The organism is Shewanella electrodiphila (genome assembly GCF_023283985.1).
Lineage (GTDB): Bacteria > Pseudomonadota > Gammaproteobacteria > Enterobacterales > Shewanellaceae > Shewanella > Shewanella electrodiphila.
In genome coordinates this window covers 1-15,914 of record NZ_JAKIKU010000007.1, presented here as the reverse complement: position 1 = coordinate 15,914, position 15,914 = coordinate 1, and the positions used below count along the sequence as shown (strand labels likewise).

General features: G+C 37.0%; 15 protein-coding genes and 1 rRNA gene. 10 read left to right on the top strand and 6 right to left on the bottom strand.

The window, feature by feature from the left end; translation table 11 throughout:
- Positions 1-39: 39 nt before the first annotated feature.
- From pdhR to ampD, 3 genes are all read right to left on the bottom strand, one after another.
- Positions 40-792: a pyruvate dehydrogenase complex transcriptional repressor PdhR gene (pdhR, locus tag L2737_RS13525; RefSeq protein WP_102527414.1), complete on the bottom strand. Its 753-nt coding sequence runs from the start codon at positions 790-792 to the stop codon at positions 40-42.
- 394 nt (positions 793-1,186) lie between these two features.
- Positions 1,187-2,038 carry a beta-lactamase regulator AmpE gene (ampE, locus tag L2737_RS13520; protein ID WP_248956041.1) on the bottom strand — a complete coding sequence of 284 codons (852 nt, stop codon included), beginning with the start codon at positions 2,036-2,038 and terminating at the stop codon, positions 1,187-1,189.
- 103 nt (positions 2,039-2,141) lie between these two features.
- Positions 2,142-2,690 carry a 1,6-anhydro-N-acetylmuramyl-L-alanine amidase AmpD gene (gene ampD / locus L2737_RS13515; RefSeq protein ID WP_248956040.1) on the bottom strand — a complete coding sequence of 183 codons (549 nt, stop codon included), beginning with the start codon at positions 2,688-2,690 and terminating at the stop codon, positions 2,142-2,144.
- A 61-nt stretch (positions 2,691-2,751) separates the two neighbouring features.
- On the opposite strand from ampD, the gene L2737_RS13510 reads away from it, so the two are divergent.
- The gene (locus L2737_RS13510) at positions 2,752-4,371 is read left to right on the top strand and encodes a phosphoethanolamine transferase (protein WP_248956039.1); all 1,620 of its coding nucleotides are present in this window, start codon (positions 2,752-2,754) and stop codon (positions 4,369-4,371) included.
- Between the two features lie 8 nt (positions 4,372-4,379).
- Here L2737_RS13510 and L2737_RS22460 read toward each other — a convergent pair whose 3' ends face one another.
- Both L2737_RS22460 and L2737_RS13500 read right to left on the bottom strand, forming a co-directional pair.
- Positions 4,380-5,891 carry a spermine/spermidine synthase domain-containing protein gene (locus tag L2737_RS22460; RefSeq protein ID WP_248956038.1) on the bottom strand — a complete coding sequence of 504 codons (1,512 nt, stop codon included), beginning with the start codon at positions 5,889-5,891 and terminating at the stop codon, positions 4,380-4,382.
- The gene (locus L2737_RS13500; RefSeq protein WP_248956037.1) at positions 5,888-6,484 is read right to left on the bottom strand and encodes a spermidine synthase family protein; all 597 of its coding nucleotides are present in this window, start codon (positions 6,482-6,484) and stop codon (positions 5,888-5,890) included. Before L2737_RS13500 ends, L2737_RS22460 begins: the two co-directional genes overlap by 4 nt.
- Before the next feature lie 123 nt (positions 6,485-6,607).
- Between L2737_RS13500 and nadC the strand changes: the two genes are divergently transcribed.
- The 9 genes from nadC (at position 6,608) to mutT (ending at position 15,184) form a co-directional block, all read left to right on the top strand.
- Positions 6,608-7,486 carry a carboxylating nicotinate-nucleotide diphosphorylase gene (gene nadC / locus L2737_RS13495; RefSeq protein WP_248956036.1) on the top strand — a complete coding sequence of 293 codons (879 nt, stop codon included), beginning with the start codon at positions 6,608-6,610 and terminating at the stop codon, positions 7,484-7,486.
- A gap of 1,110 nt (positions 7,487-8,596) precedes the next feature.
- Positions 8,597-9,064, top strand: coding sequence for a pilin (locus tag L2737_RS13485; protein ID WP_283108348.1), 468 nt, complete (start codon positions 8,597-8,599; stop codon positions 9,062-9,064).
- 112 nt (positions 9,065-9,176) lie between these two features.
- A complete protein-coding gene (pilB, locus tag L2737_RS13480) occupies positions 9,177-10,889 on the top strand; it encodes a type IV-A pilus assembly ATPase PilB (RefSeq protein WP_248956199.1) in 1,713 nt (570 codons plus the stop codon).
- A gap of 57 nt (positions 10,890-10,946) precedes the next feature.
- Entirely contained in the window at positions 10,947-12,218 is a 1,272-nt protein-coding gene (locus tag L2737_RS13475) for a type II secretion system F family protein (protein ID WP_248956035.1), read from the top strand.
- Positions 12,219-12,239: 21 nt separating this feature from the next.
- A complete protein-coding gene (locus L2737_RS13470) occupies positions 12,240-13,169 on the top strand; it encodes a prepilin peptidase (RefSeq protein ID WP_283108347.1) in 930 nt (309 codons plus the stop codon).
- Between the two features lies 1 nt (position 13,170).
- Complete coding sequence (coaE, locus tag L2737_RS13465) at positions 13,171-13,776, top strand: dephospho-CoA kinase (RefSeq protein WP_248956034.1); 606 nt, start codon at positions 13,171-13,173, stop codon at positions 13,774-13,776.
- A gap of 9 nt (positions 13,777-13,785) precedes the next feature.
- Positions 13,786-14,523 carry a cell division protein ZapD gene (gene zapD / locus L2737_RS13460; RefSeq protein ID WP_248956033.1) on the top strand — a complete coding sequence of 246 codons (738 nt, stop codon included), beginning with the start codon at positions 13,786-13,788 and terminating at the stop codon, positions 14,521-14,523.
- Between the two features lie 41 nt (positions 14,524-14,564).
- Positions 14,565-14,774, top strand: coding sequence for a DNA gyrase inhibitor YacG (yacG, locus tag L2737_RS13455; protein WP_229369651.1), 210 nt, complete (start codon positions 14,565-14,567; stop codon positions 14,772-14,774).
- A 14-nt stretch (positions 14,775-14,788) separates the two neighbouring features.
- Entirely contained in the window at positions 14,789-15,184 is a 396-nt protein-coding gene (gene mutT, locus L2737_RS13450) for an 8-oxo-dGTP diphosphatase MutT (protein WP_248956032.1), read from the top strand.
- 626 nt (positions 15,185-15,810) lie between these two features.
- Here the strand turns inward: mutT and rrf are convergent.
- Positions 15,811-15,914, bottom strand: a 5S ribosomal RNA gene (gene rrf, locus L2737_RS13445); the annotation flags it as partial.

Here is a 15,914-nt window from a genome sequence, read left to right as displayed (position 1 = left end):
GTTTCGGTCAATTTATAATGATTATCACTATAATTTGTATCAAACACCGCTCTTTAAACGGCGCAAGCTACGCTGCAACCGACTGTCTTCTTCCCTCACAGACAACATGACTTCCTCGATGTAACTTAAATGTTCGTTCGAGGCTTCACGTGCCGCATCAGGGTCGCGACGAACGATAGCAGCGAGTAATGCTCGTCTGTGCTCATTCGCCATTGTAGATGCTTCTTCGCGGCGGCTTAGAAGCTCTAGGTTCTGTGCTACGTTCTTGTGCAACACAGGGGTTAAACTAAGTACTAGGTGTAACATCGCCACATTATGTGAAGCTTCGGCAACAGCACGATAAAAACGTACAATCGCATCTGCTTGTGCTTCAACATTAGCTGCAGCTTCCACTTCGTTGATAGAACGCTTAATGCTTTGCATATCAGCGTCATTTCCACGAAGTGCGGCAAAATAAGCCATCATTCCTTCTGTTGCATGACGAAATTCCAGTAAGTCATACTGACTTTCTGAATCATTGTGCATCAACTCAACAATAGGATCGGCAAGGCTTTGCCATAGTTGTTCTTTTACATAGGTGCCACCACCTTGGCGACGCATTAAAAGCCCTTTGGCTTCTAGCTTCTGGATCGCTTCGCGTAATGAAGGACGAGACACTTCAAACTGCAAAGCCAGTTCACGCTCAGGCGGTAACTTCTGGCCAGGCTGTAAACTACCTTCAAGGATCATGCGCTCTAATTGCTCCATGATCACATCTGAAATTTTAGGCTGGGTTATTTTGCTATAAGCCATTTGGCCCTCAGCTCCGTTGTCAATTGGTCTTACCAATTTATATGAGATAGCGCACTTTATCAAATCAAACATTTGATGTCTAGTTAGGCTAGTGTTGAATGGATGTTAGGTGAAGGTTTTAAACGCTCGACTTCGTAATAGAATAAGAGCATAACGAAAAAAACCTTCAAAGGGGTCTGACCATTTACTAAACGCGACCACGGAAGGGCTGCGAATCAAGTAAACCTATTTAAAGTGATTACATCAGCCACAATTTCTGTTAAACATTAGCAGTAAATGCAGCAATTGAATGGTTAAAAAATAAAAACTGTTTTTCTATTTCAATTTAATATTAGTTATACATTAATTAATATTAATCATTCGTATTTATAAAGATTAGCAATCTCGCGTCAACCTAACTCACTAATCCAAAAATCGTTAGCACCGATAGTACGGTAAGCAGCAAAATAAAGTTACGTTTACTGAGTGCCAGCAATGCCAATGTTGGTTGTACACAAACAGGAGCTGAAGTTGACTCAGGAAGTGTTTCAGCAGCGAGCGCGGTATAAGTGACAATATTTTTAGCAGAATTGTTAGCGTTAAATACTTGCTTGCGCCATTCTGAGATCCCAGATGCAAAATGCCCACTCAACACAAAACCAAAACTGAACACCCGACTCGGGATCCAATCAAGCAAAAAGAGTAATTGACTGATAAATGGCATCTCGAGTTTATTCTGTTGATTATATTGCTCATAAAAACGAACTGAACAATAAAGTACTGCGCCAACAGGGCCAAAGAAAATCAGAAATAATGCCACTGCGCCATAATAGCGGTAATTAACCCAAGCAACCGTTTTACCGATTTGCTGGCCTAAATCTTTTTCATCAATGGCATCTAAACATTCAGTACAATCTAGGTGCTCAGCGTAATGGTAACAAGCTTGTACATCTCCACGGCAGGCCGCCAACATGTACTTTTTAAAACTACTACGAAGAGATTGATGGCTTAAACAAAAAATAGCAATTGCAACCCACAACAACAGGGTAACCAAGTCATAAAATACACCGTCTATGAGAAATAATGTAAGAAAAACAATAATGGCAGGAATTAACACCACTGCAGAAACAGCAAGCGGTGAATCAAACTTGTTATCTTTCCAAAACAATTGCTGATACCTGGCTAGCATTGAATCAAACTGCCAATTGGCAGGTAAAAGCTTAAGCCTTTCGACCATGATCGCAATTAATAAAGAAAATAGTGCCATGTGACTCCTGTTTACAGCTTTAGAAGTGAAAGCTTAAAAATCTGGTTGATGTTGGTATATGAATCAACTGCAATCGAGAATGCGCATTAATTGAGACTCACACTTAACCCGATAGCATTCCCAAATAGCGTTGCCAATCAAAGCTCTCCCCTGGGTCTGTTTTACGTCCAGGTGCTATGTCGCAATGTCCTACAATTTTACTTTGATTAAGCATAGGATATTCATTAAACAACTCCAAGGTTAATTGCACTAAAACTTGATATTGCTCATTGGTATACGGATCTGTATCAGTCCCCTCAAGCTCTATACCAATACTAAAATCGTTACAGCCTTCTCGACCATTAAGACTCGATACGCCTGCATGCCAGGCCCTGTCATCGCAGCTTACATATTGCACCAGCTCGCCATCACGGCGAATTAAAAAATGTGCCGACACCTCAAGCCCTGCAATATCAGCAAAACTGGGGTCTGAATCGACATCTAAACACCCCAGAAATAAACCATCAATATGTGGCAAGCCATAACAGCCCGCTGGCAGGCTAATATTATGAATAATCAGCGCACTTACTTCGTTAGTAGGCCGCGAATTATAATGCGGTGATAAGCATTTTCTGGCAAAATATAACCAACCTTTATTGCATGAAGGATTCAAAGTGACACCTTAATAGTGTTGGGGATTTTCTGATAATTACTGATTAGATAAAATACATAAAATGGAAGAAAAAAACAAAGTTTTAAATATTGCCTTCATCTACCTAATAATTTTTATACCAGACATTCTATTGATGTATTTAGGTCATGTGAATTTAACTGGTATAGTTGCTTCTCTCACTTTTTTAACTACAGCTCTTATCATCATCAATAGAATATCATGGTTCTATATTACAGCTTTGCCGTGGCTTTTAATTTCACCTTTGGAAAGTTGGTATGTATGGCATTTCCAAACTCCATCAAATGAACACATTATTGGAGTATTACTGGAAACAAATCTGAGAGAAATATTAGAATTATCGTCTTACAAAGAGCTGTTATTATATATTCTTTACCTTCTATTTTTACTGATTAAAATAAGTTCAAATCTTTGCTACAAAAGCAATTTATTAAATAAAGAAATAGTTAAAGCTAAAGTGTCAAGTATAGGATTATCGGTACTAACGATCATATGCCTACTCTTGGAAATTAATGTTCATGCTAGTTCAACTGACAATTTTCTAAAATCCACATCAAAATTTGGTGAAAGTTTCCTAGTAGGAACTGTAGCTAAAGTAATATCTGCATACAAAGAATTAAACCAAATATCAAAACTGAATGAATATAAAAGTACGTTTAGTTTTAATGCTCAAAAAGACTTTCAAGGTGAAGAGGTCCATGTACTGATGATAGGAGAAACATCTAGATTCGATCGTTGGCACCTTAATGGTTATAAAAGAGAGACTAACCCGCTATTAGAAACGATTGACGAAATTATTTCTTTTCAGGATATCAATTCAAACTGGTCTTTAACTCGGAACTCAGTTCCTACAATAATAACCAGAAAAAATCCACAAAATGAGACTGTGTTATTTAATGAAAAGTCAATAATTTCAGCATTTACAGAAGCTGGGTTTAAAAGTTACTGGTTATCGAACCAAAGCTATATTGGTGAACACGATAGTATTATATCAACATATGCTTCAGAAGCCTCTGAAAAATCATTTATAAATACTTCTCCATATAATACGTCATCAAAATACGATATTGAACTCGTTACAAAGCTAAGTGAAATTTTAAAAAGTAACGGTAGTAAGTTTATTGTTATGCATCTTTTAGGAAGTCATCATGATTATAACGACAGATATCCTGAACAATTCAATGTCTATTCACCATCAAATTATGGGAACAAAACAAATCTTTATGACATAAGAAATATAAATAAATTAAACAATGCTTATGATAACACTATCTTATACACAGATTTCATTATCTATAAAACTATAAAACTCTTAGAAGAGTTGAACATTAAAAGTTCAATAACCTATGCTTCAGATCACGGTGAAAGCTTATTTGACGACGGTATAAGTTCTGGCCACGGTTTAATAAATAAAAAAAATTTCCACGTACCACTTTTCCTATGGCATTCAAAAAAACTCATAAAATATAAAAGTAAAAAAATATCAAACGCTAAAAAAAATGTAAAAAAACCATTGACAAACAGTTTTGTTTTTCAATCACTGCTAGATATTGCTAACATAAAAATTGATAACGAAGATAAAAACTTTAGTTATTATCATATGGAACCTAAAAGTATAACTAGAATAGTCCAAGGCCAATACTCATATGACAATTTAGAATAAAAATCAACTTAAAGTGAAAAACCTTTTCCATATTTGTATTCAACAATCATGTTATCATCGGTTACCAACTCTGGCATGCGTTCTGTATTAAATTTATCACTCAGAGACTCTGAAAATGGTGTATTTAATGTGTCGGCCATATGCTTAAAGTCCAAGTTACCGCAGTGTTGATCATCTATACCTTCTGCAATTAAACTACAAATACGATTGACTTTAGAACCTAAACTTTCATTAATATCTATAAATGAACTATAAACAAAATTCCTTCTTAAATAAGTGTAATCAAATACCTTCTTTACTGTATGAACTACATCGATGGAGTATGTTGAATTAAATGCGAAAACAGCTTCTTCTGACATAATACTCTTTACTATTTTAAAAAAATCGATAGATAATAAATTAGTAGTATAAGCTCTCCAATGCCATGTAGTATTTATTACAATAAGATCATACTTAATTTTCTGCTTGCTAGCATTACTTACAAATTGTCTACCATCACCAGTAAAATAGTTAATTCTTTTATCACTTAAAATTTCATAACCTTCATACCTTGATATCAATTCCTTATAAGCATCATTAATTTCCACAACATCTATATTTTTCACTCCTGGAATCGAAGCTACAACCCTTAACCATGAACCAGAACTCAAACCAATAACTAAAATATTTTTAGGTTTTTTATGAAGTAAAGTAAGCAAAAAAGCCCTATCGATTCCATTTACATTATCAACTAAATCAACGCTAAATGCTCCATCATATACGTTCCCTCCATAGATCTTATCATAATGGGATTGTTCGCTTTTTACTGTATAAATAACACCGTGTTTATTTTCAATAAAATGATTAATACTAAAACCATTAGGTAATTTTTTTTCAATAATTCCCTTCATGAATGCGTTAGAATTATGAAACATGACTAAAAAAAGAGAGATGACAATAGTAAATAGTAATGATTGCACTTTAGAATAATTTGGAGCCAATAAAATAAATGCCATTATAATTTCAAATATCCCGAGTATAATTAGCAATTCCATAGCAGAAAAAACATCTAGCAATATGAAACCAACTACGACAGGCCCGAAGCTGGAACCTAAGACATTTGCAAAATACACTGTGGAAAGAGAGCCTCCTAAATTTTTCCCTTTAGTACTGTACCAATGATGTAAAAGAGGAAATATTGCGCCTTTAAATGCCGCTCCCCACATAATTAACATAGGAATCACAATGATAGAAAAATATGACCACACTATATAATTCAAAAGTATAGGAGCTATTAAAACAGATGCAGAAGATAAAACTAAAAGATTTGAAACAATCCTTAATGGGTGCAGCCGACTATTGACTAGTGTCCTACCTTTATAAGCACCAATAGCAATACCCAGTACGTAAAAGACTAGTACAAATGAAAATGATTGAGGAACTGAAGATGCTAAAAAAGAGACTAGCTTAACCCATACAATCTCTTGACCTAAGCCGAGAAAACCAATGATAAATGAAGTAACAATATATTTTAATTTCACGAGTTAAAAACCTTAATGCCACAACCAATCATGGATATAGAGATATTAATACAAGCAGCAAAAATTAGTGCAGCAGTTAAGCCCCAGTAATTAAAAAAGAAAAAACCTAGCATCAAACAAGAAAAGGCAGCACCTAATGTATTATAACTGTACAGACTGCCAATCACATTAGAAATATCTGCTTCGTCGTTAATTACAGACACACTCAGTAAAGGAAGTGTACTTCCCATAATGGTTGTAGGTAATAAAAGTAGTAAAAAAATATTCACAACTAAATATTGGCTGCCATAAGTGGATAAAAGGAGAATCAGATCATGAGAAAAAAAACCAAAAATACCTATTATTAATTCACCAGCTAAAAAAAAACTAAAGCATTGTTGTCGATATCTGTCACCAAGGTAACCACCAAGTTTTGCACCGACTCCTAGGCCTAACATGAACACAGTGACCACAATGGTGACGGCTTCAATATCAATACCAAAAACACTAAAAAGAATTCGTTGCCATACGATTTGATAAATCAAAGCAGCAAAACCAGATAGTAAAAATATAAAACCTAGCAATGATTGCTTCTTGTTCAAAACAACACTCATTTAAAAGTCCCTGAATTCACATATAAAAAATCTTCATAAAGCATGGTAATCTACAACACTGATATGAATCAAAATATATTGTTGCATGTAATGTGCAAGTGTTTTTTATTAGGAAATATTGACATGATTGAAAACGATATCCGACAAGCCGTAAAAACAGCACTTGATGAAGATTTAGGCCATACCCCTTCTAATACACCCAAAGATATTTTAGCTGCCGATATAACCGCACAACTTATTCCAGCTGATAAATACGCAGAAGCTGTATTAATCACTCGAGAAGAGGGCGTTTTTTGCGGAAAAGCATGGGCAGAACAAGTCTTTAATCAACTCGGTGGTGATGTGGCGCTGCATTGGCATGTTGATGACGGTGACTTATTAGTAGCCAACCAAGTGCTATGTGAATTATCAGGGCCAGCTCGAGCTATTTTAACTGGCGAGCGCACGGCAATGAACTTCATCCAAACCTTATCGGGTGTTGCCAGCTTAACCAAACACTATGTTGACAAGTTAGCGGGTACCCACACCCGACTACTAGACACTCGAAAAACCATCCCAGGCCTGCGTACAGCGCAAAAATATGCCGTCACTTGCGGTGGGGGCAAGAATCATCGTATTGGTTTATTTGATGCATTCTTAATTAAAGAAAACCACATCATGGCCTGCGGCAACATTGATTTAGCGATTAAAGCGGCTCGAAAGCTAGATAATGAAAAACCAGTAGAAGTAGAAGTAGAATCTATAGCTGAACTTAATGAAGCACTAGAAGCAGGCTCTGACATTATTATGCTAGACAATTTCGATGTCACTATGATGATAGAAGCAGTGGCACTTAACCACGACTTTAAAGCACAAGGAAAAGGAGCAAAGCTTGAAGTGTCGGGTAATGTCACCATCGATACCATTGCTGACTTTGCGAAAACAGGTGTGGACTATATTTCTGTAGGCGCGCTAACAAAGCATGTCAAAGCGTTGGATTTGTCGTTAAGGTTAAAAGGCTAGTTTCTAGCACTCAGTTATTAGCATTTGGCAGCTAGACGTTAGAGCTAAACGATCGAGGCTTACATTCTAATACTTCATAGTACTAATAACGGTTTGGAGTCTGCCTAATACTATAAATTATCCAACAAAAAGCACTCTACTCAAGAGTGCTTTTTTAATACTTCATCTCAAAGCTAATTAGAAAGTAAAATAATACCCATCCAGTGAGATGATTAACTAACTTAGGGTTACTTATCTAAGCTTGCTTGTATTAGCTTACTTGAATTAGTTTGTTTATCTAAGGTTACATACTTAAGAATAGCTTATATTGATAAGCTCTTGTTGCTGAGCATCAAAATACAAACCTAAACTCTCAATATTATATTCGCTTAACTTTTTGAAGTATTCAATTCATCCCAAGTGGTCATACCATATATTTAAGCACTAAAGATATAGTACATTTTTCTACTAATTTTATTTTCTGAACAAGCCATATTTTTGACTTTCAAAAACTTCAGTCAATTAATCCACGACACCTCAAAAAATGTCATCATTTTGTTGCGAAACCAGTGCCAACAAAGGCTTAAATTACATTTTCCTGGCTTTTTTTACACTTTAAGCCTGCAAGGTATTCCCTTTTTGATAACTTTATAATAACGTTCACTACAGGCGAGTATGATTTCAAGCTAAACTTTTTTACAAATTACTTTTCAAAGCGTTACGAGCGTAACATTTGTTGGTTTTTGAAAGTGATTGATTGAAGCCACCTTGACTGAAACACTCCTTTAACAATATTTCAGTAAAGTTATATTGTTTGTTGCCGTTAGTAGATAAAGTGGCGATTATTTAATCTCTACTCTATCCTGTAACTGTAAACTTGAAAGAATGAAGTAATAGGTTGACCCACCAAATTACTTTCATCGTTGTATAGCAACATTTGGTGAGTCGCACTTTTAAAAGCATTAACAGTTTTAAAAAGTTAATAAAAAATACACTAGTTTATTAATGCTAGAAGGATTGTGGTGATAGGACACCAGTTAACATTATTAAGGGCCTTTACTAATGTTAAGTTTCAAGGATAAGAACAAACCCGAAGCAACACTAAAGCACCAAAAAAGAGAGAGATAAAAAATGAAAAGCATTAACCAAATCAAAAACGCTAAGGGTTTTACTCTTATTGAATTAATGATCGTAGTAGCGATCATCGGTATTTTGGCAGCAATAGCATTACCTGCTTATCAGGATTTTACTAAACGTGGGCATGTGACTGAAGGTATGGGTTTAGCTGCAGCAGCTAAAACGGCAGTTGTTGAATATTATGCAGCAACTGGCGCGGAAACGGGCATGACAAATACATTAGTAGGATTAGCTGACTCTAGCTTAATTACTGGTAATGCTGTAACTGGTTTGACAGTCAATGGTACAGGATCAATCACAGTTGCCTTCAACTCTAAAGTAACGGATGGTGCTACACTAATACTAGTGCCTACATTCAATGCGACAAATGGTAGTGTTGAATGGACTTGTAACACTGGTACTGTTGAGTCAAAATACCTACCAGCAAACTGCCGTGAAGCAGCAGCAGCAGCATCATCGTAGTAAAGAATGTTAATGAAAAAGGCAGCCTTGTGCTGCCTTTTCTGCCTTTAGCAAAATAACAACTTCTATGTCATAATCAAAAAATATCATTATGTTAGCAGAGCTAAAAAATATGCCTTCATCGGGACTAAATCTAGGCCTATCCACATTATTTATCAGAAAAAACTTGTTATCTGAAGAGCAAGTGGCTACTGCAATCAGTCAATCTCGTAAAGCCAAACAATCTCTCGTTAGCACTATCGTAAAAGACAAACTATTATCAGCTCGGGAAATCGCCGAGCTATGCTACGAAGAGTACGGCTCCCCATTACTCGATTTAACTGAGTTTGATGTAACCAATATTCCGGAAGATATTCTCAATAAAAAACTCATAGCCAACCACAAATGCCTTCCACTGTTCAAACGTGGTAATCGTCTTTACATTGCTACTTCAGATCCGACTAATATTGCAGCGCTAGAAGACTTTCAATTTAGTTTAGGCTTACATGCTGAAGCAATTATTGTCGAAGATGATAAGCTCAATATTGCATTAGAAAAAATACTAGAAGAGGACATAACAGGTTTAGGTCTAGACGGTATTGATGAAGAAAGTTTAGCTGGGATTGAGGTTGCAGATACCGATAGCCGAGATGAAGAGCAATCAAGTGACTCCAGTGATGATGCTCCTATTGTCATATACATCAATAAAATCCTCACTGATGCCATCCGTAAAGGCGCGTCAGATTTACATTTTGAACCCTATGAAAAACGCTACCGTATTCGCTTTCGTGTTGATGGCATATTACATGAAGTATCAGAACCGCCAGTTAATTTATCCAATCGCATCTCTGCTCGCTTAAAAGTGATGTCAAAGCTCGATATTGCCGAGCGCCGCGTGCCGCAAGATGGCCGTATCAAGATGAAACTTTCGCGAACCAAATCAATCGACTTTCGTGTAAGTACTTTACCCACAATTTGGGGCGAAAAGATTGTAATGCGTATCCTCGATTCATCTTCAGCTCAGCTTGGAATCGAAAAGCTCGGTTATGAAGATGACCAACGTGAACTTTATGAACAAATGCTCGCTAAGCCTCAAGGAATGATTTTGGTCACTGGACCTACGGGCTCAGGTAAAACAGTTTCGTTATATACTGGACTTAATATTCTGAACACCGAAGAGCGCAATATCTCTACCGCTGAAGATCCAGTAGAGATTAACCTTGAAGGCGTTAACCAAGTTCATATTAATTTAAAAGCTGGATTAACTTTTGCCTCCGCACTTCGTTCATTTTTACGACAAGATCCTGATGTGGTAATGGTGGGTGAAATTCGTGATTTAGAAACCGCAGAAATTGCCATTAAAGCTGCACAAACAGGTCACTTAGTTTTATCCACATTACATACAAACTCGGCAGCTGAGACCCTTACACGTTTGATTAATATGGGTGTACCTGGTTATAACATAGCAAGTTCAGTCAACTTGATTATTGCACAACGTCTAGCACGTCGCTTATGTCCTGAATGTAAGGCACCAGAAGATGTACCAAAAGAAGAACTACAGCGTTTAGGTTTTTCTGAGGATTCAATTTCTGAAGGTTTTACTGTGTTTAAACCTATTGGTTGCGACCATTGTTCTGGTGGTTACAAAGGACGTGTCGGTATTTATGAAGTAATGAAAATGACAGATGAAATCGCTAGAACGATTATGGAAGGAGGCAACTCCTTACAAATTGCCAAACAAGCAAAAAACAGTGGTATGCGAGATTTGCGTTTATCTGGTCTATTGAAAGTCACCAAGGGAATCACAAGCATTGCTGAAGTAAACCGAGTCACCAGCTTTAATTAATTTTGATATCATTCTCAAATTGGCATTGCGCATAATAAATAAAAAAGGATTTGCTTTATGGCAACAGCAACAGCTAGAAGAAAGTCATCAATAAACAAAAAATCTAAAACTAACACTAAACACCAACCTAAAGTGTTTACCTTTCAGTGGAAGGGAGTTAACCGTGACGGTCAACGAACTTCTGGTGAACTAAGAGGTGCAAGCATTGCTGAGATACGTAGTGTATTGAAAGCACAAGGTGTAACTCCTAAAGGCGTCCGTAAAAAATCAGCCTCTTTATTTAAATCAGAGAAAAAGATCACCGCGATGGATATCGCCATGATCACTCGTCAGATTGCAACCATGCTTTCAGCTGGTGTGCCATTGGTGACGACGATAGAACTACTTGGACGCGGCCATGAAAAAGCAAAAGTGAGAGAGTTATTAGCAACCATACTAAATGATGTTCAATCCGGTATTACTTTATCTGATTCTTTGCGACCCCATAGGTTATATTTTGATGATCTCTATGTGGATTTAGTTGCAGCTGGCGAACATTCAGGCTCTTTAGATGCTGTGTTTGATCGTATTGCTACTTATCGCGAAAAAGCTGAACAATTAAAATCAAAGATAAAAAAAGCCATGTTTTATCCTGCAGCAGTAGTTGTTGTTGCAATTGCAGTAACAGTACTGCTTTTATTATTTGTAGTACCTCAATTTGAAGATATCTTCAATGGCTTTGGAGCAGAACTACCAGCATTCACTCAAATTGTAATTGATATATCAAGGTGGCTTCAAGGATCTTGGTATTTTTTTGTTATCGCAATAGTTGCTGCTGTTTGGTTATTTAAAAGAGCTCATAGAACATCTCAATCATTTCGCGATCGTGTAGATGAATTTCTATTAAAAATCCCAGCAATAGGTAATATTCTACATAAAGCGGCCATGGCAAGATTTGCTAGAACATTAGCTACTACCTTTTCCGCAGGTGTACCTTTGATTGATGGCTTAGAGTCTGCAGCAGGGGCGTCAGGTAACGCTGTGTATAAGAAAGCATTATTAAAAGTACGACAAGAAGTTATGTCTGGTATGCAAATGAATGTAGCCATGCGCACAACAGGCCTTTTTCCAGACATGCTAACCCAAATGGTAATGATCGGTGAAGAATCTGGCGGCTTAGACGACATGTTAAATAAAGTTGCCAATATTTATGAAATGCAAGTTGATGATGCTGTTGACGGCTTATCAAGCCTAATTGAACCAATCATGATGGTTGTTATTGGTACGGTAGTGGGTGGATTAATTGTTGCTATGTACTTACCAATATTTGAAATGGGTAATGTTGTTTAAACATCTAAAATAAGAACTATAATGACCGAATTTTTATCATCTTTCATAACTTCGATGAGCCAATCCCCTTGGCTCTTTATTTCTATTAGCTTTATTTTTGCCGCCACCATTGGCAGCTTTTTAAATGTTGTCATTCACCGCTTCCCTGTGATGATGAAGCGTGAATGGCAAAGTGAGTGCAATTATTATCTAGCTGAGTATCACCCAGATATAGTCAAAGAAGTGGGCGAGAAAAGACTCAATAAATCCATCGATGATTTTCCAAAGAAATATAACCTAGTAGTTCCTGGTTCCGCTTGCCCTAAATGTAAAGCAGATATTAAGCCTTGGCATAACTTACCAATTTTAGGCTGGCTAGCGCTGGGCGGTAAATGTGCTAACTGCAAAACAAGTATTAGTGCTAGATATCCAGTTTTTGAATTAGTCACAGGCTTGCTCATTGCAACATTAGCTTGGCATTTCGGGCCAACATGGCAGTTCCTGTTTGCTTCAATACTTACTTTTGTATTAGTTGCACTCACCGGCATTGATTTAGACGAAATGTTACTGCCAGACCAATTAACCTTACCTCTTTTATGGCTAGGCCTGATTATTAATCTAAAAGGAATTTATGCAAGTCCAGCAGACGCTATTATTGGTGCAACTGCGGGTTACTTAAGCCTTTGGTCTGTATTTTGGCTGTTTAAAATAGTGACCGGAAAAGAAGGCATGGGATACGGTGACTTCAAGTTACTCGCTGTATTTGGTGCGTGGTTAGGGTGGCAATTTCTTCCTTTAATCATTTTACTGTCATCTTTAGTTGGCGCAATTGTGGGTATATCAATGATGCTGGCTAAAAACCTCGGTAGAGATAATCCAATTCCGTTTGGTCCCTATATCGCGATTGCTGGTTGGATAGCACTTATTTGGGGTCAAGATATCATTAATTGGTATTTAGGAACGCTGATTTAACATGGCAAACTTCATAGTTGGCTTAACAGGCGGGATTGGTTCAGGCAAAACCACAATAGCGAATCAATTCTCAGAACTCGGTATTGAACTTGTTGATGCCGATATTATTGCCCGAGAAGTCGTTGAGCAAGGTACAACAGGTTTAAGTCAGATTATTTCGCACTATGGCATGGATATTTTAGATTCATCAGGAAAGCTCGATAGAACTAAATTAAGGTCTAAAGTTTTCGACGATGAGCAAGAAAGGCAATGGTTAAATAATTTACTGCATCCTTTGATTAGAAAGCAAATGTTAGCAGCAGTCAAAAATGCTAATTCTCCCTATGTTATTATGGTTGTACCCTTGCTATTTGAGAATGGGTTAGATAGTTTAGTCAATACGACTTTAGTGGTGGATATTCCACCACATGAACAGGTAGCAAGAACAGCTAAGCGAGATGGGGTTAATTCAACACAAGTTGAAAAAATCATAAACCGTCAAATATCTAGGAAATTAAGATTATCAAAGGCTGATGCAGTCATTGACAACACACTTCCCCTAGAAGAAGTACGAAAAACTGTTCAGTTATTACATTCAAGCTACCTTGACCAAGCATCAACAGCATAGATAATAATAATGAATAACGAACTGATTTATGAGCAACCGCTTAACGAAAAAACGAGAAGCTACCTTCGTTTAGAGTATTTGGCTGACCAGTTAGCTATGCACACTGAATCAGATCAGCAACACCATTGTTTTTATCCATTATTTTCTCTTGCCGAATTAACAGACAGATGTGATTATCGAACAGATATTCTCAAAGACATTGATAAGCAACTCATTGTTTTAAGTAAGTGGCACGCTTTACCTCACGTTGATAAAAAACAAGTTCAACATATCATCGATCAACTCAATGCCTCAAAAGCCCCCCTTCAAACCAATGAGCGAATTGGTTGTCATTTAAAAAAAGATAGGTTTATTGCAGCGCTGAAACAACGCTTTGGCATGCCAGGAGCCTGCTGCAATTTTGATTTACCACAATTGCATTTTTGGTTATCAAAGGATTGGCCACAAAGACAAGCAGATCTTCGCAGTTGGGTTGAAAATTTTTTACCAATATTGACACCGATAAAGCTATTGTTAGATCTAACGAGAAGTACAGCTGAATTTCGCACCTCTGAAGCTCAGCAAGGGTTTTATCAAGGAAACAGCGTTCAAACCTTATCTTTGATAAGAGTAAAAATAGATTGCAGCCAAAGTTGTTATCCAACAATTAGCGGCCATAAAAATAGATACGCTATCCACTTTGTCGGTTTTGATAACCAAAAACACACAGATAATTTAGTTAAATTCAAACTAGCTACTTGTCACTAAAATCTTTACTATCTCCCTGTAACCAACAGTGAGTAATTTATATGCCTATATCTGTAAAATGCCCAACCTGCCAAGAAAATGTTGACTGGACACCTGAAGCAAAATTTAAACCTTTTTGTAGTGAGCGTTGCAAAATGATAGATCTGGGTGACTGGGCAAGTGAAAAACATGCCATACCTGTGAAGCCAGAATTTGATCACGAAACACTCGATAGTGAAGGTTTCGATGAAGGTGACTTTTTTAAACACTAGGTTGAGCAAATAAAATGAAAAGAATACATGTCGCTGTTGGCATTATTATAAATAGACAACAACAAATATTGCTAGCTAAGCGCCATGAACACCTTCACCAAGGAGGTAAATGGGAATTTCCTGGTGGTAAGGTGGAAATAGGTGAAACGATTTCACAGGCGCTTATAAGAGAGCTTAAGGAAGAAGTTGACTTAGACGTAGAATCGACAGAATCTTTCATGGATATATCTCACAATTACCCTGATAAACATGTCCTACTGGATATTCACCTCGTCAAGGAGTTTAAAGGAGAAGGAAAGGGTTTAGAAGGACAAATAATACAGTGGGTAAATAGTGAGGAGTTAGGATCATTTGACTTTCCCGAAGCAAACTTACCTATACTAGAGAAGATAAGACAACTGGATCTTTAAATCTTAATTATCCTACAACTCAAGTGATAAACTGTAAGTTCATCACTTGAGTATAATACTAACTAATCAGTACTTTATTAACATACTTCATTGCTAACAGATGGCTTCAGCCATAGAAAGCATAGCTATCCCAGCTAAAAAATGCTTATTTTTTATCCAGGTTTCCACCTAAATAAAATACGCAGATAACGACTTCTATTCTTTATCATCTTTCTGTGAGAGTTAATCCTTAAACTCTCGATACAAAAAAATGTTACGTGAGTAACGGGCTATCTGCTTCAATTAAGAGGCAATAATTTTAAAAATATGGGGCGCTTGGCGATTATCATGGTCATATCGTCCACACTATCTGTTTCCATAAACGGCAAATAGTTCGCTCAAATTCCAAACACTATAAAGCCCGCTACGTGAGTAACGGGCTGTCGGCTCTCAATTAAGAGGCGCTAATTTTAAAGATATGGGGCGCTTGGCGATGAACTATTTTTTACTATCCTTGTAAGGGTACATGGGCATATCGACCACACTATCTGTTTCCATAAACGGCAAATAGTTCGCTCAAATTCCAGAAACAAAAAGCCCGCTACGTAAGTAACGGGCTGTTTGCTCTCAATTAAGAGAAATTAGGCGCTTGGCGATGACCTACTTTCACATGGGGAGACCCCACACTATCATCGGCGCGATTGCGTTTCACTACTGAGTTCGGGATGGGATCAGGTGGTACCACAATGCT